The 21,947-nt window shown below is 74.2% G+C and carries 15 protein-coding genes; 9 read left to right on the top strand and 6 right to left on the bottom strand.

Annotated features, from left to right (window positions below):
* Window positions 1-12 precede the first annotated feature (12 nt).
* The gene (locus tag AB0J67_RS20395) at window positions 13-1,467 is read left to right on the top strand and encodes a glycoside hydrolase family 43 protein (RefSeq protein WP_363484841.1); all 1,455 of its coding nucleotides are present in this window, start codon (window positions 13-15) and stop codon (window positions 1,465-1,467) included.
* Window positions 1,468-1,590: 123 nt separating this feature from the next.
* Here AB0J67_RS20395 and AB0J67_RS20390 read toward each other — a convergent pair whose 3' ends face one another.
* Window positions 1,591-3,915, bottom strand: a complete 2,325-nt coding sequence (locus tag AB0J67_RS20390) for an ABC transporter permease (RefSeq protein WP_363484838.1) — start codon at window positions 3,913-3,915, stop codon at window positions 1,591-1,593.
* Complete coding sequence (locus AB0J67_RS20385; RefSeq protein ID WP_363484835.1) at window positions 3,912-4,676, bottom strand: ABC transporter ATP-binding protein; 765 nt, start codon at window positions 4,674-4,676, stop codon at window positions 3,912-3,914. The genes AB0J67_RS20390 and AB0J67_RS20385 overlap by 4 nt, the downstream gene beginning before the upstream one ends.
* Before the next feature lie 109 nt (window positions 4,677-4,785).
* On the opposite strand from AB0J67_RS20385, the gene AB0J67_RS20380 reads away from it, so the two are divergent.
* Together AB0J67_RS20380 and AB0J67_RS20375 are read left to right on the top strand one after the other, a co-directional pair.
* On the top strand, window positions 4,786-6,015 hold the full coding sequence (locus AB0J67_RS20380) for a sensor domain-containing protein (RefSeq protein ID WP_363484832.1): 1,230 nt from the start codon (window positions 4,786-4,788) through the stop codon (window positions 6,013-6,015).
* On the top strand, window positions 6,009-6,644 hold the full coding sequence (locus AB0J67_RS20375) for a response regulator transcription factor (protein WP_363484877.1): 636 nt from the start codon (window positions 6,009-6,011) through the stop codon (window positions 6,642-6,644). Before AB0J67_RS20380 ends, AB0J67_RS20375 begins: the two co-directional genes overlap by 7 nt.
* Window positions 6,645-6,669: 25 nt before the next feature.
* Here the strand turns inward: AB0J67_RS20375 and AB0J67_RS20370 are convergent, their stop codons facing one another.
* On the bottom strand, window positions 6,670-7,827 hold the full coding sequence (locus tag AB0J67_RS20370; protein ID WP_363484829.1) for a CaiB/BaiF CoA-transferase family protein: 1,158 nt from the start codon (window positions 7,825-7,827) through the stop codon (window positions 6,670-6,672).
* A gap of 304 nt (window positions 7,828-8,131) precedes the next feature.
* Here AB0J67_RS20370 and AB0J67_RS20365 point away from each other — a divergent pair, with 304 nt between their 5' ends.
* The 5 genes from AB0J67_RS20365 to AB0J67_RS20345 all read left to right on the top strand — a co-directional run bounded on the left by AB0J67_RS20365 (window position 8,132) and on the right by AB0J67_RS20345 (window position 16,501).
* Window positions 8,132-9,007 carry an endonuclease/exonuclease/phosphatase family protein gene (locus AB0J67_RS20365; RefSeq protein ID WP_363484826.1) on the top strand — a complete coding sequence of 292 codons (876 nt, stop codon included), beginning with the start codon at window positions 8,132-8,134 and terminating at the stop codon, window positions 9,005-9,007.
* A 193-nt stretch (window positions 9,008-9,200) separates the two neighbouring features.
* A complete protein-coding gene (locus AB0J67_RS20360) occupies window positions 9,201-12,065 on the top strand; it encodes a BTAD domain-containing putative transcriptional regulator (protein WP_363484823.1) in 2,865 nt (954 codons plus the stop codon).
* Between the two features lie 207 nt (window positions 12,066-12,272).
* Window positions 12,273-13,589 (top strand): M23 family metallopeptidase, encoded by a 1,317-nt coding sequence (locus AB0J67_RS20355; protein WP_363484820.1) that lies wholly within the window; start codon window positions 12,273-12,275, stop codon window positions 13,587-13,589.
* 89 nt (window positions 13,590-13,678) lie between these two features.
* Entirely contained in the window at window positions 13,679-14,941 is a 1,263-nt protein-coding gene (locus tag AB0J67_RS20350; RefSeq protein WP_363484817.1) for a hypothetical protein, read from the top strand.
* Window positions 14,942-15,001: 60 nt separating this feature from the next.
* Window positions 15,002-16,501 carry a class I SAM-dependent methyltransferase gene (locus tag AB0J67_RS20345; protein ID WP_363484814.1) on the top strand — a complete coding sequence of 500 codons (1,500 nt, stop codon included), beginning with the start codon at window positions 15,002-15,004 and terminating at the stop codon, window positions 16,499-16,501.
* A 154-nt stretch (window positions 16,502-16,655) separates the two neighbouring features.
* On the opposite strand, the gene AB0J67_RS20340 is transcribed toward AB0J67_RS20345, so the two are convergent.
* Window positions 16,656-18,302 (bottom strand): pectate lyase, encoded by a 1,647-nt coding sequence (locus AB0J67_RS20340; protein WP_363484811.1) that lies wholly within the window; start codon window positions 18,300-18,302, stop codon window positions 16,656-16,658.
* Window positions 18,303-18,580: 278 nt separating this feature from the next.
* Window positions 18,581-19,933: a family 43 glycosylhydrolase gene (locus AB0J67_RS20335; protein ID WP_363484808.1), complete on the bottom strand. Its 1,353-nt coding sequence runs from the start codon at window positions 19,931-19,933 to the stop codon at window positions 18,581-18,583.
* A 130-nt stretch (window positions 19,934-20,063) separates the two neighbouring features.
* Between AB0J67_RS20335 and AB0J67_RS20330 the strand changes: the two genes are divergently transcribed.
* The gene (locus AB0J67_RS20330) at window positions 20,064-21,149 is read left to right on the top strand and encodes a hypothetical protein (RefSeq protein ID WP_363484805.1); all 1,086 of its coding nucleotides are present in this window, start codon (window positions 20,064-20,066) and stop codon (window positions 21,147-21,149) included.
* 23 nt (window positions 21,150-21,172) lie between these two features.
* Here AB0J67_RS20330 and AB0J67_RS20325 read toward each other — a convergent pair whose 3' ends face one another.
* The gene (locus AB0J67_RS20325) at window positions 21,173-21,853 is read right to left on the bottom strand and encodes a winged helix-turn-helix domain-containing protein (RefSeq protein ID WP_363484802.1); all 681 of its coding nucleotides are present in this window, start codon (window positions 21,851-21,853) and stop codon (window positions 21,173-21,175) included.
* Window positions 21,854-21,947: the final 94 nt, after the last annotated feature.

Raw genomic sequence — 21,947 nt, 5'->3', positions numbered from 1 at the left:
GAGAGATCGTCCATGGCAAGATCCCGCACCAGGCTGGGCACGCTGCTCGCCCTCGCCTGCCTGATCCTCGCGTCCTGGTCGGTGGCCGCGCCCAAGCCCGCGGCCGCACTCGACCCGTTCACCGGCTACCTGATGGTGCACTTCACCGGCGAGACGGCCAACGGCGAGCAGATCTACCTCGCCCACAGCACCGACGGCCTGCGCTGGACCGACCTGAACAACGGCGGCCCGGTGCTGCTGTCCACCGTCGGCACGCGCGGGGTCCGCGACCCCGCGATCGTGCGCTCCCCGGCCGGCGACCGCTACTGGATCATCGCGACCGACCTGCGCATCGCCAGCGGCACCTCCTGGAGCGACGCCGCGAACGCGGGCAGCAGGTCGCTCGTGGTGTGGGAGTCCACCGACCTGGTCAACTGGTCGGCCCCCCGGCTGCTGAACGTGGCGGGCGCCATCTCCGGCGCCGGCGACGCCTGGGCGCCCGAGGCCATCTACAACGCGGCGACCGGCGACTACGTCGTGTACTGGGCGACGAACGCCACCCTCAACGGCGTCAAGAAGCACCGCATCTACTACGTGCGCACCAGCGACTTCCGCAGCTTCACCGCCCCGCAGCTCTACATCGACCGCGGCGCGGGCCAGGGGATCATCGACACGCAGATCATCGAGGTGCCGGGCAGCGTCGGCGGCTACCGCTACTACCGGGCGTCGGCAGACGGGCACATCACCATCGAGGCCAGCAACTCGGTGCTCGGCTCGTGGACGAGCATCGGCAACCTGTCGCACATGGGCATCTCCAACGGCACCGGCGGCGGCAACGTCGTCGAAGGCCCGATGTGGGCGCAGTTCAACGGGCGCAACGAGTGGGCGCTGTGGCTGGACCAGTACGCCACCGGCCGCGGCTACATGCCGATCACCTCGACCAACCTGGGCAGCACGGCGAACTTCCGGACCCGGACCGACTACAGCCTGGGCACCAGCCGCAAGCGGCACGGCTCCATCCTCAACCTGACCGCGGCCGAGTCGAGCCGGGTGCTCGCCCGGTGGGGCTCCACGGTGACGGCCAACCGGCTCCAGTCGTACAACTTCCAGACCCGGTACGTGCGGCACGCCAACTACGACGTGCGCATCGACGCCAACGTCAGCCCCGCCCAGGACGCCCAGTTCCGGCTGGTGCCGGGCCTGGCCAACAGCTCGGGCTACGTGTCCTTCGAGTCGGTGAACTTCCCCGGGTACTACCTGCGGCACAGCAACTTCGACTTCGTGCTGGCGGCCAACGACGGCAGCGCGACGTTCGCCGCCGACGCCACGTTCCGGCAGGTCGCCGGGCTGGCCGACGCGAGCTGGTCGTCGTTCCAGTCGTACAACAACCCCGACCGGTATATCCGCCACTACTCGTACCTGCTCCGGCTGGACCAGATCACGACCACGCAGGCGCGGGCCGACGCCACCTTCCGCGTGACGAGCTGACCCGTCCGCAGCTGACAGGGCTCTCGCGGAAGCCTCGCCCGAGCGGGGACGAGGCTTCCGCGGGAGCCGGACCGGGGCCTCCCCGGCAGGCGGATGCTCAGGCCGCGGGGGCGACGCGCCGGGTCACCGTGCCGCCCGCCGCGTCGCCACCAGCGCGGCCGCGGTGGCGAGCACGGCGGTCGCGAGCACCGTCGCGGCGGTGACCGGCCAGTGCAGGCGCAGCGCCACCGCCGCGCCGACCTCCTGCTCCAGCCCGGCGGCCATGCCCAGCAGCGGCGGCACCGTCACCGCCAGGCCGAGCCCCGTGCCCAGCGCCACGACCAGCAGCGTCTCGGCGGCGGCGTAGCGCAGCAGCTGCCGGCTGGTCGCGCCGGCGCGACGCAGCACCGCCAGGTCGGGACGGCGGCCGTCGACGGACATGGCCATGGTGTTGGCGACCGCGATGCCCGTGTAGCCGACCGACAGCACGATCAGCACCGTCGCGAACAGCCACAGCAGCCGGCCGTCCTCCGCGCCCTCGCGTTCGGCGTACGCCCGCGCGTCGAGCACCTCCACGCCGGGCTGCCCGGCCAGCGCCGCCGGGTCGGCGCCGAGCAGCGACGGGGCCAGCGCCGCCGGATCGTGCCGCCGCACCAGCTCCCGGGGCAGGATCAGGTCGTCGTCGACCTGCCCGTCCGGCGTGATCTTCTCGATGGTGAGCCGCTCGGCGAGCCCGTCGGCGAACGTCACCGTGACCGCGTCGCCGGGCCGTACCCCGAGAGCGTCGGCGACCCCGGCGGCCACGCTGGTCGGCCCGCCGGTGGTGCCGAACGCGGCGACGGAGACGTCGCCGGCGTACACGCGGGTCGGCAGGACCGAGTTGCCACCTGCGGCGACGGCGGTCGCGGCGAGGCCGGGCGTGCCGTCGGGCACGGCGATCGTGACCCCCGCGAGCTTCGCGGCCTGCCCCGCCGGGTACGCCTCGCGCATCGTGGCGACCATGCCGGACAGCAGGACCGCGAACCCGATCGTGGCGATCACCGGCGCGGCGGTGGCCGCGGTGCGGCGGACGGCGGCCAGCGTCTCGGCGCGCACCAGCATCGCCCCCGCGCCGCGGGCACCGCGCAGCGGCAGGCCGGCCAGGCGCACCAGCGGCGGCAGCAGCACCGGGGCCAGCAGCGCGGCGGCGGCGGTGAGCGCCATCGCCGCGAACAGCGCGGCGTTGACCCGGTCCTCGGCGGCGGCCGTCGCGGTGCGCAGCGCCAGGAACCCGCCGAGCGCGAGCGTGCCGCCGCCGAGCAGCCAGCGGCCGAGCCCCATCGAGCGGGCCTCCACCGCCGCCTCGCGCAGCGCGGCCATCGGCGGCACCTTCGCCGCGCGGCGCGCCGCCGCGTACGCGCCGATCAGCGCGACCGCGACGCCGACCAGCACCGCCGCCAGCACCGGCACCGGCTCCGGTCGCACCCGCAGGCCGGGTTCGGCCAGGCCCCAGTGCACGAGCAGGCGACCCGCGGGCACGGCGGCGGCGACGCCGAGCAGCGCCCCGGCCAGCCCGCCGGCCACGCCGACGAGCAGCGCCTCACCCATGACCAGGCGGCGGATCTGGCGCGGCGTCGCGCCGACGGTGCGCAGCAGGCCCAGCTCGCGCCGCCGCTGCGCGGTGCTCAGCGCGAACGTCGACGCCACCACGAACACCGTCACGAACACGGCCAGGCTCGCCATCGCGATCAGCAGCTGGGCGCCCAGCCAGCGGGTCTTGGCCGACTGCGCCGGCTCCAGCGCGGCCCGGTCCGCGCCGGTCGACACGGTGGCACCGGGCGCGGCGGCACGGGCCGCGGTGGCCACCGCCGCCGGATCCGCGCCCGGATCCAGCAGCAGTCCGATCGCCGCGACGCCGGGGGACAGCCGGGCCGCGGCCGCGTCGGACACGTACACGCCCGGCCCGTCGACCAGGCCCGTCACCGTCGCCTCGGTGGGCCCGCCGCCGGTCAGCAGCGTGGTCCGGTCACCGACCGCGAGTCCCGTCGCGGTGCCGGCGGCCACCTCGCCGTCGGCCTCGGGGGCGGTGCCCGCCAGCAGCCGGTACGCGCCCAGCGCGGCGCTCGACCAGCCGTGCCCCGCGCCGGCGTCCTCGGCGTCGCCGACCGGCCGTCCGGCCACGACCAGCTGCGCGTAGAAGCTCCGGTCGGGCACCGCCGCCGCGACGCCGGGCAGCCGCGCCAGCCGCGCGGCCAGGTTCTCCGCCTCGGCGGCCGGCCACGGGCGCACCCCGCCGCCGACCCCGGCCGCGTCCGGCAGCACCGGCCCGTGCACCAGCACCGGCGCGGCCGACAGCCGCTCGGGCGGGCGCGGCGCCGACGACACGTACACCAGCAGGCTCATCGCGATCAGCGCGACGCCCAGGGCCAGCCCGGCGAACGTCCCGGCCAGCGACATGGCCCGGCCCCGGACCGAGGCGAGGGCCGTCATCGCTGCTCCAGCCGGGTCATCAGGGCGGCGATCTGCTCGGCGCGGCCGGGCAGCCGCGCCGCCCCGCCCAGCCGGTCGGCGATCCGGCCGTCACGCAGGAACACCACCTCGTCGGCGTACGACGCCGCCACCGGGTCGTGGGTGACCATCACCACGGTCTGCCCGTGCCCGTCGACCGCCGCGCGCAGCAGCCCCAGCACCTCCCGCGACGCCGCGGTGTCCAGCGCCCCCGTCGGCTCGTCGGCGAACACCACGTCCGGGCGGGTGATCAGCGCCCGGGCGATGGCGACCCGCTGCTGCTGCCCGCCGGACAGCTCACCCGGCCGGTGCCCCGCCCGGTCGGCCAGGCCCACCTCGGCCAGCGCCGCCCGCACCGCGGCCGGGGCCGGGCGGCGGCCCGCCAGCCGCAGCGGCAGCTCCACGTTCTGCGCCGCCGTCAGCGAGGCGACCAGGTTGAACGCCTGGAACACGAAACCGATCCGGTCCCGGCGCAGCACCGTGCGCCGCTGCTCGCTCAGCGCGCCCACGTCCACGCCGCCCAGGTGCACCGTCCCGGCGGTGAGCCGGTCCAGGCCCGCCGCGCACTGCAGCAGGGTCGACTTGCCGGACCCGGACGGGCCCATGATCGCGGTGAAGGTGCCGGGAGCGAACCCCAGCGTCAGGTCGTCCAGGGCGACGACGGCCTGGTCGCCGCCGCCGTACACCCGCCGGGCGCCGGTCAGCCGGACCGCCTCGGCCACGGGGGTCTGTGTGATCGTCATGGCTGCCAGTCCACCGCCACGGGCACCGCTGCCGCATTGGCGTGGACGGGAGAACAGAGGTAGTGCGTGCACTACCGTCACGAGATCAACGGCCGGGTACCGTCGAGCCGTGCACGCGAGAACCGCCTGGCAGGCCCTGGCGCAGCGGCCGCTGCGGTTCCTGACCTCGGCCTGGCCCTGGCGCTCGCTGGCATACCTGGTGTCCGGCGTGCTGCTGGGCGGGTTCGTCGGCGCGGTCGTGCTGACGCTCGCCGCGGCCGGGCTCATCCTGCTGATCGTGCTGGTCGGCGTGCTGGTGATCCTGGCGCTGCTGCTGTCGGGCATCTACGTCGCCCGGTTCGAGCGGTGGCGGCTGCGGCTGGTCGACCTCGACCCCGCACCCGACCCGCACCACGCGCCGCACCAGCCCGGCCTGCGGGCCTGGTTGCAGACCCGGCTGCGCGAGCCGGCGACCTGGCGCGAGCTCGGCTTCACCGCGCTGTCCCTGGTCGGGCTGTGGTGGATGGACCTGGGCGTGCTGTTCGGCGCCCTGGCCGTGCCGGTGATCGTGATGTGGTCGCCGGTCGACGACTCCGACGTGTGGGGCCTGTTCTTCCTCGGGCTCCTGCTGCTGCTGCCCGCGCCGTACACCATCACCGCGTGGGCGGGGGCCCGCGCCGCGTTCACCCGGGCCGTGCTCGCCCCGCGCGACGACGAGCTCGGCGCGCAGCTCAACGAGGTCCGCGCCTCCCGGGCCCGGCTCGCCGACGCCTTCGCGCTCGAACGCCGCCGCATCGAACGGGACCTGCACGACGGCGCCCAGCAGCGGCTGGTCTCGCTGAGCGTGCAGCTCGGGCTGGCCCGGCTGGACGCCGCACCGGGCTCGGCGATGGACCGGCACCTGGCCGGGGCGCAGGAGCAGGTCGCGCTGACCCTGCAGGAGCTGCGCGCGCTGATCCGCGGCGTACACCCGCAGGTGCTCACCGACCACGGCCTGGCCGACGCCGTCGGCGAGCTGGCCACCCTGTCGGCGGTGCCGGTGCGCGTCGACATCCGGCTGCCCCGCCGCCTGCCCCCGGCGGTCGAGGTCACCGCGTACTACGTGGTCGCCGAGGCGCTGGCCAACATCGCCAAGCACAGCGGCGCCCGGCAGGCCGAGGTCACCGGCCGCCTGCACACCGACCTGCTCGTCCTGGAGATCCGCGACGACGGCACCGGTGGCGCCGACGCCGCCACGGGCAGCGGCCTGACCGGCCTGGCCGACCGGCTGGCCACCCTCGACGGGCGCATGCGGCTGTCCAGCCCGCCCGGCGGCCCGACCCTGCTGCACGTGGAGGTGCCGTGCCACTCCGGATCGTGATCGCCGAGGACAGCGTGCTGCTCCGGGAGGGCCTGATCAGCCTGCTGGAACGCTTCGGCCACACCGTGCGCGCCGCGGTCGGCGACGCCCCGGCGCTGGTCGCCGCCGTCGCCGCCGAACGGCCCGACCTCGTCGTCACCGACGTACGCATGCCGCCCGGCCACACCGACGACGGGCTGCGCGCCGCCGTCGGGCTGCGCGAGACCGACCCCGGGCTGCCCGTGCTCGTGCTCAGCCAGTACGTCGAGCAGTCCTACGCGGGCAAGCTGCTCGACTCCGGCGACGGCCGCGGGGTCGGCTACCTGCTCAAGGACCGGATCGGCGCCGTCGCCGACTTCGCCGCGGCCGCCGAGCGCGTCGCCGCCGGGGCCACCGTCGTCGACTCGGAGGTGGTGCGGCAGCTGCTGCGGCGGCGGCAGGACCCGCTGCAGCGGCTCAGCCCGCGCGAGCGCGAGGTGCTCGCGCTGATGGCCCAGGGTCAGGCCAACGCCGCCATCGCCCGGGACCTGTTCGTCACCGAGGCCGCCGTCAACAAGCACGTGAGCAGCATCTTCGCCAAGCTGGACCTGCCACAGGCCGGTGACCAGCACCGGCGCGTACTGGCCGTGCTGGCCTTCCTGCGCGCCTGACGCCCGGGTCCGGCCGCCGTGGCGGTCAAGCGCCGCCGACGACCCCGGCGGTCCGCAGCGCCGCGCGCCGCGGCTCGTCGACCCCGAGCTCGGCCAGCACCTCGTCGGTGTGCGCGCCGATGGTCGCCGCCGGGCGGGGCACGGCCGACGGCGTGCCGGAGAAGCGGGGGGCGGTGCCCGGTCCGACCTGGCCGTCGGGCAAACGCAGGTAGGTGCCGCGCTCGGCGTTGTGCGGGTAGGCGGCCGCCTCGGCGAAGCCCAGCACCGGGGTGACGCAGGCGTCGGTGCCGTCGAACGCGGCCGTCCACTCGTCACGGGTGCGGGTGGCGAACACCGCGGCCAGCCGCGACGACATGTCCGGCCAGGCGGCGCGGTCGTGCTGCGCGGCGAGCAGCGGATCGTCGGCCAGCCCGAGCACGGTCAGCATCGCGGCGTAGAACTGCGGCTCCACGCAGCCGACGGCGACGTGGCCGCCGTCGGCGGTGCGGTAGGTGCGGTAGAACGGCGCGCCGCCGTCGAACATGTTGGACTCGCGGCCCTCCCGCCACAGCCCGACCTGGAGCATCCCGTGGATCAGGGCGAGCTGCACGGCGGTGCCGTCGGTCATGGCGGCGTCGACGACCTGGCCCCGGCCGGTCTGCTTCGCCGACAGCAGGGCGGCGGTGATACCCAGGGCGAGCAGCATCCCGCCGCCGCCCATGTCGCCGACCAGGTTCAGTGGCACGGCCGGGTCGCCGTCGCGCGGGCCGATGGCCGACAGCGCCCCGGCGACGGCGATGTAGTTCAGGTCGTGCCCGGCCGCCTGGGCCAGCGGCCCGTCCTGGCCCCAGCCGGTCATCCGGCCGTACACCAGGCGCGGGTTGCGCTCCAGGCAGGTCTGCGGGCCGAGGCCGAGCCGCTCGGTGACGCCGGGGCGGAAGCCCTCGATGAGCGCGTCGGCGCCGTCGAGCAGCCGCAGCACGAGGTCCGCGCCGACCGGGTCCTTCAGGTTGACGGTGATGGAGCGGCGGCCGCGGTGCAGGATCGGGTGCATCGTGGCGCCGCCGTGCTCGCCCGGCCGGTCGATGCGGACCACGTCCGCGCCGAGGTCGGACAGCAGCATGCCGCAGAACGGGCCGGGGCCGATGCCGCCGAGCTCGATCACGCGTACGCCGGTCAGCGGACCTGCCTTGTCGTGGGCCATGCCGTGGGTCCTTGTCCCGAGGTGCCGGAGATCTTGCAGGCTACCCGCCGGGATCCGCGGCGGTGACGGCTCACCGTCATGTTGACCGAGGTGAATGCCGTGGCGACGGGGGCTCGCCTTCCCGGGAGTCGGGCGAACCGCGCCGCACCCATCCCGAGCCGAGGGCCATGACGGAGCCCGTGCCTACGCCGACTTCCACCAGTGGGCCGGCAGCCCGCCACCGAACGATGGAACTTCTGTAGGAGATGTATAGATTCCCATGGTCCGATGGTGTCGACCGAACGGAACTTCGGAAGGGAATGCGATGCTCGGCACGAGACTCCGGATCGCCCGCAGAGCCACCGCCGTGGTCGCCGCCGTCGTGGTGCTGGCAGGCGTGACACCCGCCGCCCCGGCCGCCGCGGCGAGCGCGGTCTTCCAGGCGGGCACCCTGAACATCTACTACGGCCTCAACCACGCCGACTTCCTGCACGACCTGCAACTGATCACGTCGAACGCCGACCTGGTCGGGCTCAACGAGGTAGAGGGGCGCAAGGCGTTCCTGCAGACCTGGGCGGCCGACAACGGCTGGTGGTTCTACGCGCCGGAGCCCACGCAGGCCGCGAATGAGGCCCTGCTCGCCAGGAAGAGCATGTTCGACCTGCTCGACAAGGGCTCCGTCTTCGCCTGCGACACCAACGGTCCCGGCGAGGTCCCGCCGGCCCGCTACAACAACTGGGTCAAGTACCGGCACAAGGCCAGCGGGCGGGTCGTGTTCCACATCAACCTCCACGCCAACGCGGGCATCGAGGACAACGGCCGGCCGGCGGACCTGCCGCGCACGGCCTGCGCCGAGAAGCAGTTCCAGGACGTCAAGAACCTGGCCGCCGCGAAGAAGGACGAGGGTCAGGTGATCGTCAGCGGCGACCTGAACGTCGACTTCAGCGCCGACCGGGCCTACGGCCACGCGAAGTTCCCGTGGCAGGTGTTCGAGGCCAACGAGCTGCCGAACCTGCGCTCGGTCTTCAACCTCTACGGCGAGAAGGGCACGGGCACGCACGGCAACCGGCACATCGACTACATCTACTTCTGGAAGCGGGTCGAGGGATACCGGTACCTGTTCCTGACCGACTACCGCATCGTCACCGGGACCAGGTCCGATCACAACGGCGTGGTGGCCGACTTCTCCATCACCCTCTGAGGCCGCCGGGCCCGCTCCGCTGGGAGCGGGCCCCGGCTGCCCCGCTGCCCGGTCGGCGTGATCCGTCCGATGCCGAGGACTCGTGGCGAGCTGACGTGCGAGTTGAAGCACGGTCGTAGGCGTCGCCAGGTCGGGAGCGGCGCGGGCGAGGTCGGGTGAGGACTGTTCATCTACCCGGGTTACCATCGCGCCGATGATCGCAGACGGCGACGGTTGCAACTTCCGGGTTCTCGGCCCCGTGGAGGTCGTCGCCGGTGGCAGGCCGTTGCAGTTCGCCCGCCGCCAGCAGCTCGACCTCATCGCCCTGCTCATGCTGCGCGCCGATCGCGTGGTGGCGACCAGCGAGATCGTCGAGGCGATGTGGGGCGGCGCCGCGCCGCGTACGGCCAATGTCCAGGTGCAGAACATGGTGTCGGCGTTGCGGGCGGTGCTGCACGACGGCAGCGGGCCACTGGCCACGGTGGACCGGCAGGCGGCCGGCTACGCGCTGCGCATCACCAGCGGCCGGCTCGACCTGGCGGTCTTCAACCAGCTCGTCGGTCAGGCCCGGGCGGTGCGCACCCCTGCCGCGGCGGCGGTCCTGCTGCGCCAGGCGCTCGGGTTGTGGCGGGGCCCGGTGCCGCTGGCCGGGGTGCGGGCCGCGTACGCCACGGCCGCCCGCGCCTACCTGAGCGAGCAGCGGGACACCGCGCTGGAGCAGCTCTTCGACGCCGAGCTCGGCTGCGGCAACCACGCGGCGATCGTGCCGCCGCTGACCGACGCGGTGGCCGCCAACCCGGTCCGGCAGCGCTTCGTCGCCCAGCTGATGGTCGCCCTGCACCGCAGCGGCCGGGTCACCGACGCGCTCGGCGCGTTCCGCACCGCCCGCCGGGTCCTGTCCGACGAGTACGGCCTGGACGTAGGCCACGAGCTGCGGGAACTCGAGCGGCGCATCCTGCTCGGCGACCGGACGCTCGATCCGCCGGCCGAGCGGGAACGCGCCGCGCCGGGCACGGCACCGCCCGCGGACGACACCCGGCAGGCCGCCGCACCGGTGCCAGCCCAGCTGCCGCTCGACGTACGCGGCTTCGCCGGGCGGGGCGCCGAGCTCGCCCGCCTCGACACGCTCGCCGCCGACGCGGGCACGGCACCGGCGGCCACGGTGGTCGCCGTCGTGGTGGGCACGGCGGGCGTGGGCAAGACCACCCTGGCCGTGCACTGGGCGCAGCGGGCGGCGGCCGGCTTCCCCGACGGCCAGCTGTACGTCAACCTGCGCGGCTTCCACCCCGGGGCCAGGCCGATGGAGCCGGGGGAGGCGCTGCGCGGCTTCCTCGACGCGCTCGGCGTCGCGCCGGAACGGGTCCCCGCCGGCCTGGACGCGCAGGCGGCGCTGTACCGCAGCATGGTGGCGGGCCGCCGCCTGCTCGTGCTGCTCGACAACGCCCTCGACGCCGAGCAGGTCCGGCCGCTGCTGCCGGGCGGGCGCGGCGGGATGGTCCTGATCACCAGCCGCGACCAGCTGCTCGGACTGGTCGCGCGGGAGGGCGCCCACCCGGTGACGCTCGACGTGCTGCCCGCAGCCGAGGCGCGGGAGCTGCTGATCGGCCGGCTCGGCGCGCAGCGGGTGGCCGCGGACGTGCGGGCCGCCGACGAGATCGCGGCGCACTGCGCGCGGCTGCCCCTCGCCCTGGCCATGGTCGCCGCGCGCGCGGCCGTCCACCCGGCCTTCCCGCTCGGCTCGCTGTCGGCGGAGCTGTCCGCGGTACGCGGTCGCCCGCGCCCGCCGGACGCCGACTACCTCACCACCGACGTGCAGGCCACCTTCTCCTGGTCGTACCGGCGGCTGACGTCCGCGGCGGCGGAGCTGTTCCGGCTGCTCGGCCTGCATCCGGGACAGGACGTGGGGCTGGACGCCGCCGCGAGCCTGGCCGGTGCGCCACCGGACGAGATCCGCCCGCTGCTGGCCGAGCTGGTGCGCGCCCACCTGGTCACCGAGCACCTGCCGGGCCGCTACTCGCTGCACGACCTGCTGCGCGCGTACGCCGCGGAGCTGGCCCGCGACACCGACAGCGCACCGGCCCGGCACGCCGCGCGGCGGCGGCTGCTCGCCCACTACCTGCACAGCGCGTACGCCGCGGCGCTGCTGATCTATCCGCACCGGTTCCGGCTGGAGCTGGTGCCGGCCGACCCGGGCGCCGTGGTGGCGCGGTTCGCCGATGTGGCGCAGGCGTCGGCCTGGTTCACGCAGGAGCACGCCGTGCTGGTGGCCGCGCTGAACACCGCCGCCGACGAGGGGCTCGGCACGCACGCGTGGCAGCTCGCCTCGGCGATGTCGACCTTCCTGGACCGGTGGGGGCACTGGCACGACTGGGTGGCGACCCAGCGCACGGCGCTGGCCGTGGCCGAGCGTGGCGCCGACCGGATCGGCCGGGCGCACGCGCACGGCAGCCTGGGGCTGGCCTACAACCGCCTGAAGCGCTACGACGAGGCGCACGAGCAGCTGCGCCGCGCCGACGGCCTCTTCGGCGAGCTGGACGACCTGGTCGGTCAGGCGTACACGCAGCTGCGGATGAGCCTCGTCCACGAGGGACAGGGCGACCGGCACGCCGCGCTGGCCGACGCGCAGCAGGCGCTGGACCGGTTCAAGCGCGCGGAGCACCGCATCGGCCAGGGACAGGCGCTCAACAGCATCGGCTGGCTGCACGCCCAGCTCGGCCAGTACGGCGACGCCGTCGAACACTGCCGGCAGGCGGTCGACGTGCACCGGGAGCTGGGCGACCGGGAGGGCCTGGCGAACGCGCTGGACAGCCTCGGCTTCGCGCACCACAGCCTCGGCGACCACCGGCGCGCGATCGTCCACTACCGGCAGGCCCTGGTGGTGCTGCGCCGGCTGGACGACCCGTACTACGAGACGATCACCCTCACGCACCTGGGCGACACCCACCACGCGGCCGGTGACCGGCCGGCCGCCGCCGAGGCCTGGCGGCTGTCGCTGGCCAAGCTCGACGCGCTGGGCCATCCCGACGCCGACGAGGTCCGGCAGCGGCTGGCCGGGCTGGACGACACCCGGGACGTATGAAGACCGGATGTGCTCGCGTGTGGGCCGGTGCCCCACGATGAAGAGACATTCATCCATCGACATGTGACAGGACATGCGCCCCCGGGCGACGTCACGTGTCCCGCCGAAAACCCCGTCACCGAAGCCGCCGCGGCAGCGGCGCCTTCCGCGTGCCGTCCGACAGTCACGGCCATGGATGCGACCGGCGCGGTCGCAGGAGGAGCGACAATGACGCAGGACCACCAGATCAACTGCTGCGGCGGCGGTGCGGAGCCCGCACCGGGCCTGAGCCGGCGTACGCTGCTGCGCGCCTCGGCGCTGGGCGCGGGGGCCATGTCGGTGGGCGGCGTGCTGGCACTGCCCGGCACCGCCCACGCCGCACCGGCCATCTACAACCCGTTCAGCGGCTACCCGATCACCGACACCTGGGAGGGCCACCTCGCCCGCGGCTCGCGCGGCGGCATCGACTTCGGGATGGGCGTGGGCACGGCCCTGCCCGCCTGCGGCGCGGGGACGGTGCAGAACACCCCCTACAACGGCAACGCCGGGCACACCGTCACCATCCACCACGGCGAGGGCTGGCGCAGCCAGTACCTGCACCTGTCGGCGTTCTCGCTGGCGAACAACACCTACGTCGGCGCGGGCGCGATCGTGGGCCGCTCCGGCGGCGCGGCCGGCGCTCCCGGCTCGGGCAGCTCGACCGGCCCGCACCTGCACTGGCACATGCTCGACCCCAACGGCAACTACGTGAACCCGCTGGCGTACATCGGCTCGAACCCGGGCGGGCGGCAGGTGTACGAGGCCGCCAGCAATGCGGGCTGGCAGGCGCTGCCGGTCTCCGGCAGCGGCGGCGCGGTCACGGCCAGCGGGCTGGCCGTCATCAACGTGAGCGGCACGAAGATCATCTACTCCTCGAACGGCGGCCAGATCTTCGAGGCGGCCAGCAGCACGGGCTGGCGCAACATGTCCACGGGCATCCAGGGCGCGCAGGGCACGGCGCTGGCCGCGCTCAACCTGAACGGCGAGAAGCTGATCTACACCGTCATCGGCGGTTACGTGCACGAGGCGAGCAGCAACAACGGCTGGCGCAACCTCAACAGCGGCATCGCCGGGGTGGGCAGCTCCTCGATCGCGGCGATCACGCTCGGCGGGGTCAAGTACGTCTACAGCATCGTCGGCGGCTACGTGCACGAGGCGCACAGCGCCAACGGCTGGCGCAACCTCAACACGGGCGTCCCCGGCCAGGCGGTGGCCGCGATCACGCTGGGCACCACGAAGATCCTCTACGTGCTCAACGGCGGCGCGGTGTACGAGGCGGCCAGCAACGCCGGCTGGGCGAACGTGTGGACCGGCATCTCCGGGGTGGGCGGCGGCTCGATCGCCGCGCTGAACTGGGCCGGCGAGAAGCTCATCTACACCACCAGCGGCGGCTACGTGCACGAGGCGAGCAGCTACAACGGCTGGCGCAACCTGAACTCCGGCGTACGCGGCTCCACGGTGGCGGTGCTGACCAACGGCGGCGTCAAGATCATCTACGCCGCGTGATCCCCGCGGCGGGGAGCTCTCCGTGGGCTCCCCGCCGCGAGCGCGACTCAGGAGCGGCCGAGTGCGGCGGGTACGAGTACATTCGCCGCGTGGCGGAGGCGAAGCGGCAGGGTTCATGGGTGGTCGCCGGTGTGCTCGGCGCGGCGGCGGGCGCGTCGCTGACGGCGGGCCGGGGGACGGTCGCGGTCGTCACCGGAGCCGTCGCGGGAGCCGTCGTGACGGCGGCCGCCGACGCCGTCGCGCGGGCACGGCAGCGGCCCGGCGAGATCCCGGCGCTGTGGTCGCGGATCCTGATGGGCGCCGCGCTGGCCGCGCCCCTGGGCTGGGCCTTCGGCGCGATGACCGGCGCGGGGCCGGTCATCGTCGGCCTGCTCGCCGGATTGCTGACCGGACTGCTCGGGGTACGCCCGCACAAGGTGCTGCTCGGGCCGGTGGTCGGCCTCGCGGTGGGCTGGGCGCTGTCGGCCCTCTGGGCAGCCGTCCCCGCCTCCGCGGTCGCCGCGGCCGTCGTGCTCGCCTTCCGCGCGCTGTCCGCACTGCTGTTCCGCGAGCCGCAGGTCAGGCTGCTCGCCGAGCGGGCCACAGCCGAGGACCTGCCGTTCGTCGTGCCGCTCGCGGCGCGCACCGGCTACGTCGGCACAGGCTACGTACGCGAGCTGGCGCAGGCGCTCGGCGGCGACTACACCCCGGCGGCGCCCGACGTCGGCATCGTGGCCTCGCTCGACGAGCTGGCCGGACCGGAGTTCGACCCGGCCGCGGTCGACCCGCTGGTGCGCGAGTTCTACGAGCACACGACCCGGTTCCGGCTGGACATCGTGCCCGAGTGGCGGCTGTGGGTGCGACCCGGCTACCTGCTCTACCGGTATCTGGTCGCGCGGCCGCTCGGGCAGGCGAACGTCCCGATGAACCAGCGCGAGACGCAGCGGGGCGTGGTCAGCCGCATCGACACCGTCACCCGGCCGGACGGCGGCGTCGTCCGCGGCTGGATCCGGGCGCACGCCGACACCGACGAGCCGATCTACGTCGGCATCTACACCACGTACCGGCGGGACGGGCGCGGGTACGTGAGCGTGGGCTTCCCGCTGCCGCAGGCCAGCTTCACCGCGACGCTGGCCCCGCGCCCGCGTCCGGGCGGCGGCCTGGTCCTGACCAGCCGCAGCGAGCTCGACCAGCCCGGCCACTACCTGACCTACGTCGACGCGGCGACGGGCGAGCTGACCTCGGGCGCCGTCGACGGCTTCGCCGAGCAGCTCGACGTCTACCTCGAAGGCGGGCGGCTGCGCGCCGACCACGCGTTCTGGGTGTTCGGGCTGCCGTTCCTCGTCCTGCGCTACCGCATCGAGCGCAAGTAGGCGGCGGCCGAGGTCCGGGGCGCATCCCGTCGACGAGCCACGATGGGGTATCAACACCGCATGGATTTCGTGTTGTTCCCCGGCCGCCACCACGTGCTCACCCGGTTCCAGGCGCGGCACCTGCGCGCCCTGGCCGGTGACGGCGCCACCGTCGTCTGGGCGGTGACCTCGGCGAACCATGCGAACACCCGCCGCAACCCGGTGCCCTGCCACCGCCGGGAGGCGGCGATCGAGCGGTTCAGCGCGCTGACCGGCCTGCGCTCGCTGGTCGTGCCCGTGTTCGACACCGCGCCGACCGGCCGCTTCGCTGAGGTCACGCTCAAGAACGTCACCGTGGCCACCGGTCTGGAGCTGACCCCGGACAACACCGTCGTCGCCTGCTCGACGCCCGAGGTGGCGGCGCTCTACGAGAAGCTGGGCTTCACCGTCGACGCGGTCGAGGCGTCGGTGACGCCGGTGCCGGAACGCCCGTGGGACGTGCTGCTGCGGCTGGCCGCCGGGGACGAGAGCTGGCGGGAGCTGGCGCACCCGGCCACCGTCGACGTCTTCGACCGCTACCGCCTCGCCGACGCCGTGCGCACCGTCGTCAACGACCCGGTCGTCGGCGACGAGGGCGGGCTCACCGCGACGCGCGACTACCGGACCTACGCCGAGGCGTTCGCCGACGCCGCCGAGCGCAAGTGGTCGGCGGTGCGCGAGTACGTCCGGCCCGGCCGCATCGTCGACATCGGCTGCGGCGCGGGCGCCGTGCTGGAACTGGCCGACCGGGAGCCGGCGCTGCGGGAGAGCGACCTCATCGGGGTCGAGGTCGCCCGGCACCTGTTCGACGAGTGCGTGCACAAGAAGGCGCAGGGCACGTTCGCCAACCCGAACGTGTTCTTCTACCGCCGCAACGTGCTCGGCGGTGCGGTGCTCCCGGCGCGGTCGGTCGACACCACCCTGACGTTCGCGCTCACCCACGAGATCTGGTCCTACGGAAAGCAGTACGCGTCGCTGCGGGCGTTCGTGGAGGCGATCTACGAGCACACCGTGCCCGGCGGCGTATGGATCAACAGCGACGTCTGCGGCCCCGACGACCGCGACCGCCCGGTGCTGCTGCACCTGGCCGGTGGCGACGGGGACAACCCGGACGCGCCGCGCCGGGACCTGGCGCAGCTGCCGCCCGCCGAGGTCGCCGCGTACGTCGGGGGCCTGTCCACGCGCGCCCGGTTCGAGCAGTTCGCGGTGGACTTCCGCTTCCCGTTCGCGTACACGATGGTGGGTGACGCGGTCCGGTTGCGGCTCGCCGACGCGATGGACTTCCTGACGCGCAAGGACTACACGGAGAACTGGCTGCCCGAGACGGGTGAGCAGTTCTGCGGCATGGCGTACGCCGATTGGACCGAGCTGCTCGCCGACACCGGCTGGGAGATCGACACCGCGTCGCGGGCGGTGCGCAACGACTGGATCGTCGACAACCGGATCGCGCCGGTGGCGTCGCTGACCGACCTCGACGGCCGGCCGCTGGACTGGCCGGTGACGCACGTGCTGTCGGTCGCGCGGCGCCCGCTGAACACCTGAGCCGGGGACGTCCGCAGGTCGGTCGGGCTTCGGCTTTGCTCTGCACACAAATACGCACGCGACGTCCGGTGCGTATTTGTGTGCAGAGCAAAGTCGCCGGACGGGAGGCCGACACCGGGCGGTGCCGGCCTCCCGTGCCATCAGGAGGGGCAGGTCAGAGCTTGCCCGCTCCGGCGCCCGCGGTGACCGAGGACTTCACCGCGCCGGAGCTCTGCGCGGTGTAGGAGTACGGGACCGCGGCCACGGAGCCGTTGGTCTCGCACGGGCCGGAGTTGGTGAGCGAGTTGTCGCGCGCCACCAGCCGGCCCGGGTCGGAGTCGGCGTAGCCGCTCGCCGACCAGCACGCCTGCTGCACGTTCTCGAAGACGTTGCCCTCGACGAGCACCCCGGCGTTCATGGTCGAGGCGATGGCGTACGACGACGAGTTGTTGTTGACGTTGGTGTAGTAGTTGTTGAAGACGTGGACCGTCTCGCCGAAGCGCACCCGGGGGCTGCGCTCGAAGGTCCGGTCGAACCAGTTGTGGTGGTACGTGATCCGCAGGTGGCCGGTGTCCTCCCCGGAGTTGCCGTCGGAGTGGCCGACCAGCGACGTCTTCCAGTGATCGCGCACGATGTTCCACGACACGGTGATGTAGTCCCCGGCGTGGGTGATGTCGATCATGCCGTCGTAGTAGTCGACGTTGCTCTCGATGGTGCTGGACAGCGTGTTGTGGTCGATCCAGATGTGGGTCGCGTTCTCGATCTGGATCGCGTCGCCGCCCGGCACCCCGCGGATGTTCAGGTTCTGGATGATGACGTTGGCCGGGTGCATGTCCTCGATGTTGAGGGTGGTCCCGGACACGCCGGAGCCGGACCCGACGCCGCGGATCGTCTTGTTGGCGGTGACCTCGATGGTGCCCGACCCGCTGAGCATCCCGTTGACCAGGATGGTCCGCGTGCCCGCGGCCTGTGCCTGGGTGCGCAGGTCGGCCCAGGTGGACACGGTCACCGTGGCGCCGCCCGCACCGCCGGTCGTGCCGCCGGCCTGGGTGGCCCAGCCGACGATCCCGCCCGGGGGCGGCGGCGGGCTGGTGCTCGGCGAGGGCGGCGCCGAGGGCGAGGCGGACGGGGAGGCGGGCGGCGACGCCGACGGTGACGCGGGCGGCGAGGCCGGTGGGGACGACGGGCTCGGGCCCGCCGCGTCGGTCGCCAGGACGTCGTCGAACGAGGCCGCCGTGTAGTTGGCCAGCAGCCCGGCGCGCCCGGTCGGGTAGGAGCCGTCCGTGGCGGACACCAGCTGGACGCCGTTGACCGAGCCGACCAGGGAGCTGCCGGTCGCGCTCAGCGACAGGGTGTACCAGGTGCCCGTGGCCGCCGAGAAGGGCGCGGAGGCCAGCGTGGTCGTGGTGCCCTTGCGCAGCTGCACCGCCGAGCCGGTGAGCACGAGCGCGTAGAAGTTCGACGTGCTCTGCGCGCGGGCCGCGATGCCGACGCCGCGCGAGGACGAGCTGCTGAAGGTGTTGGGCCGGACCCTGGCCGAGACGGTGACCGTGGACCACGACGTCGAGCCGGCCAGCGCCTTGGCGCTGGCGCCCGTGCTCGACTGCCCGTACGCGCCGGACGACACCGACCAGCTGCCGCCGGAGGTGGTCCATCCGGCGGCGTCGCCGTCGTTGAAGTCGTCCGAGAAGAGCGTGGCCGCGTTCGCCGCGACCGCGCCGACGGTGATGACCAGCGCCGCGACGGTGGCGCTGACGCCGGCGGCCAGGGCGCTGCGGGCGCGCCTGCTCCGCCGTGCGGGGACGTGATGCGCTTCCTGCACTGTAGGACCTCCCTGTGTTGGAATGCGCTTTCCAGCCAACATAGGAAGACGGACTTAAATCAGTCAATGACTTGCATGTGCAGCTTTGTTGCATCGAATCAGGACAAACGCCGATGGCCGACCATCGGTCGGCCCTGGTTGGAGCCCTATTGCGAAGTTTGGGCCGCTGCCTCGGCTCCCTTCGTTCGCAGGATTGGCGCGATCCTATGGCAAGCGCTTTCCCGGCACCAGCGGAACACGGGCCGGCCTCGGCGTCGGCCGGCCCGTGTGCTCCGCGGCTACGCCACCTCGACGTAGTCCAGTTCGGCCCAGCGGCTCAGGTGCGTCAGGCGCAGCGTATTCGCGCCCGCCTGCAGGGTGACGTCGACCGGGACCTGCCGCCACGTCTCCCAGCCGGTGTTCGGGTAGTTGACGGTCACCGGCGACGCGCCGTTGACGGTCAGCGTGTGCTGCGCGTCTCCGAAGCCGGCGGAGTAGGCGACGTAGACGGTGTAGGCACCGGCGCGCGGCGCGAACACGCTCAGCTGCACCCAGCTGTCGGCGTAGTCGATGTATGCGACAGCCTGGCCCTGCGACGCCGTGGTCGTGCTGCGTACGGCGCAGCGGTTCAGCGTGCCGCGCTCGGCCTCGGTGCGCACCCGGCTGCCCCGGACCACCGGGAATCCGCCGGACCAGCCGAGCGCCGCGACGTACATGCCCCGGGCGCTGTAGTTGTTGATCCAGCCGTGGAACACCAGGTGGTCCCCGGCCGCGTCGCGGACCACGTCGGCGCCGCCCGGTCCGCGGACCGTCCCGTTCACGCTCTCGGTGGTGATCAGCGAGCGGTACGCCTTCGTGTACGGCCCGGTCAGCGACGCCGAGGTCGCGTAGCTGGTCTGGTACGCGTCGCCGCCGTACCCGCCGAGCGAGTAGAACAGCACGTACTGCGAGCCGACCTTGGTCAGCGCCGGGGCCTCGATGACGCCCGCCTCCTCGGGCCGCCCGCTGCGCAGCAGCTCGACGCGGCCGCCCTGGAAGGTCAGGCCGTCGGCGGCGACACCCTGCAGCCACAGGCTGGTCGGCTGGCCGATGGCGTTGCCGTCGTCCTTGTAGAGCAGGTAGCGCGCACCCGTGCTGTCGACGAAGCTCGCCGCGTCGATGTCGCCGCCCTCGCCGGCGTTGCAGACCAGCGGCTGGGTGCCCACGGGCGTGAACGGCCCGAGCGGCGAGGTGGCCAGCGCGGCGCCGATGCACTGCCGGCCCGTCGCGGTGCTGCGGGCGGTGTAGTAGAGCAGGTACCTGCCGTCGGCCCGGCGGGACACGTCCGGCGCCCAGGTCAGCCCGCCGCTTGCCCAGGCGCCCAGGGTGGGCAGCGCGTTGCCGCGCCGGGTCCACGGCCCGGTCAGCGAGGGCGCCGACGCGACCGGGACGTTGCCGTACCCGTTGTTCGTCGAGTACGCGTAGAAGACGCCGTCGAACTTCGACACGTCGGGGTCGGGGAAGTCGCTGCCGATGACCAGGCCGGGCGCGGTGGTGGCCAGGGGCGTGACGTCGGCGGCGGCCGGTGCGGCGAGCGGGACGGTGGCCAGCGTGACCGCGAGTGCCGCGATCGCGAGGCAGGCGGTGACGACGGACGGCTGCGGGCGCGGCATCGGTCCTCCTCGGGGGCCTCGAAACAGGAAACAAACCATCGAGATAAATAAGTGTATCGAACTATTTCGCCGCAGTCACCCGCGCGGAATCCAGACGCGGTCCACCGCCCGCCGGCGGTAGCGTGACGTCGTGATCGACGACCTGGACGAGGTACGCGCGCTGCTGCCGGGCACGACCGTCGAACCGGTGGGCGCCCTCGGCGGCAGCGACCGCTCCGCGGTGCGCCGGGCGCGCCTGACCCCGCCGGGCGGGACGCCCACGACCGTGATCGTGAAGACCTTCGACGACCCGTCGAGCTGGGCGCGCGAGTCGGCGGCGCTCGCCGTGCTGCCCGCCGGCACGCCCGCGCCGCGGCTGCTCGCCGCGGGCGCGTCCCCGCCCGTCGTGGTGATGTCGGACCTGGGCGGGGGCGGCAGCGTCGCCGACGCGCTGCTCGGCACCGACCCGCTCGCCGCGACGACGGCGGTCGAAGCCTGGGCGGACGCCATCGGGGCGGTGCACCGCGCGACGCTGGGCCTACGCGACGCGTTCCGCGTCGAGCTGGACGCGCGGGCGGCACCGGGGTCGGAGCCGATGACCTCACTCACCGCGACGCTGGAGAAGTCCGTCGACGGGCTGCGCGCGGCGTGCGAGCCGCTCGGCGTCACCGTGCCCGAGGCGCTCGCCGAGGCGTTCCGCGCCGAGGCCGCGCGGCTCGGCGACGACGCGGCCGCGGCGCTGTCGCCGAGCGACGCGTGCCCGGACAACAACGTGTTCACCGGCGACGGCCTGGCGCTCATCGACTTCGAACACGCCGAGTGGCGCCACCTCGCCTGGGACGTGGCCTACCTGCGCGTGCCGTGGCCGTCGTGCTGGTGCTCCTGGCGGCTGCCGGACGAGGTGGCCGACCGGGCGGTGGCCCGCTACCGCGCCGCGCTGGCCGACCACCTGCCGTACGTGGCCACGCCCGCGTTCGACCGGGACGTCGCCGCGGCCACGGACCTGTGGTCGGTGGTCTACTCGTCGTGGTTCCTGCCCGTCGCGCTGGCCGAGGACGCGCCCGCCGCGCCCGATCCGGACATGCCGGGTCGCCGCGCCCGGCTGCTGCACCGCCTGGACCTCGCCCGCGCGTCGCGCCGCCCGGAGATCGCGGCGTTCGCCGCCGAGCTGCGCGGCGTGCTGGCGGCGAGGTGGGGCGAGACACCGCTGGCCCTGGCCCCGGCCTTCCGCACGTAGCCGGACGGTCGGCGCCCGGCGCGTCACCCGGCGAGGTCGGGATGCGCGCCGGCCAGCAGCGCGTGCCCGAGCGGCGTGACGACGTGCAGGGTGTGCCTGCCGTGCGGCCGGGCGTGCAGCAGGCCCGCCCGGCGCAGCGTGGTGGCGTGCTCGCTGGCGCTCGACAGTGACACCCGCACCTGGCGGGCCAGCTCGCCGGTGGTGCAGCCGTGCGGCTGCGACCGGGCCGCACGCAGCACCGCGGCCCGGGTCGCGCCCAGCAGCGCGGTCAGGTCGCCGCCGGCGGCCGCAGGCGGGTCCGCCGGCCGGCCGAGGTCGTGGTCGATCGGGTACACCAGCACCGGCGGCCGGTCCGCCGCCCGCAGCGTGACCGGCCTGCGGCGGCAGAAGAACGACGGCATCAGCACCAGGCCGCGCCCGTCCAGATGCAGGTCGCGGTCGTCGGGATAGGCCACGTGCAGGGTCGGCGGCTCCCACCGCACCGCCGGGTGCAGCGTCGTCAGCAGGCGGTGCACGCCACCGTCCACCATGCACCGGGCCCCGTGCGCCCGCGCCGCGGCGACCCGGCTCGCGACCACGTCCCAGTGGGGGTCCAGCACCGCGTCGAAGTACGCCCGCATCACCGCCGCGAGGCCGCCCAGGGCCCGCCGGTCGCCGTCGGCCAGGCGCCGGAGCCACCCGGCCGACGGGTGCCGCGCCGCCACCCGGTGCAGCCAGCCCGTCGGAGAACGAGCCGACGCCGAGCCAGCCGGCCCGGCCGTCGATGAGCCGGTTGCCCGCCTCGTCGATCAGCTCCCA

This window comes from Catellatospora sp. NPDC049609 (assembly GCF_040675365.1).
GTDB lineage: Bacteria > Actinomycetota > Actinomycetes > Mycobacteriales > Micromonosporaceae > Catellatospora.
Note: the sequence above shows the minus strand (reverse complement) of the source record. Positions and strands in the feature narration are given on the sequence as shown.

What these genes read in the sequence shown, in the direction of transcription:
- AB0J67_RS20395 (WP_363484841.1), top strand. Translation starts at nt 13, where the DNA reads ATGGCAAGATCCCGCACCAGGCTGGGCACGCTGCTCGCCCTCGCCTGC.
- AB0J67_RS20390 (WP_363484838.1), bottom strand. Translation starts at nt 3,915, where the DNA reads ATGACGGCCCTCGCCTCGGTCCGGGGCCGGGCCATGTCGCTGGCCGGG.
- AB0J67_RS20385 (WP_363484835.1), bottom strand. Translation starts at nt 4,676, where the DNA reads ATGACGATCACACAGACCCCCGTGGCCGAGGCGGTCCGGCTGACCGGC.
- AB0J67_RS20370 (WP_363484829.1), bottom strand. Translation starts at nt 7,827, where the DNA reads ATGGCCCACGACAAGGCAGGTCCGCTGACCGGCGTACGCGTGATCGAG.
- AB0J67_RS20365 (WP_363484826.1), top strand. Translation starts at nt 8,132, where the DNA reads ATGCTCGGCACGAGACTCCGGATCGCCCGCAGAGCCACCGCCGTGGTC.
- AB0J67_RS20360 (WP_363484823.1), top strand. Translation starts at nt 9,201, where the DNA reads ATGATCGCAGACGGCGACGGTTGCAACTTCCGGGTTCTCGGCCCCGTG.
- AB0J67_RS20355 (WP_363484820.1), top strand. Translation starts at nt 12,273, where the DNA reads ATGACGCAGGACCACCAGATCAACTGCTGCGGCGGCGGTGCGGAGCCC.
- AB0J67_RS20345 (WP_363484814.1), top strand. Translation starts at nt 15,002, where the DNA reads ATGGATTTCGTGTTGTTCCCCGGCCGCCACCACGTGCTCACCCGGTTC.
- AB0J67_RS20335 (WP_363484808.1), bottom strand. Translation starts at nt 19,933, where the DNA reads ATGCCGCGCCCGCAGCCGTCCGTCGTCACCGCCTGCCTCGCGATCGCG.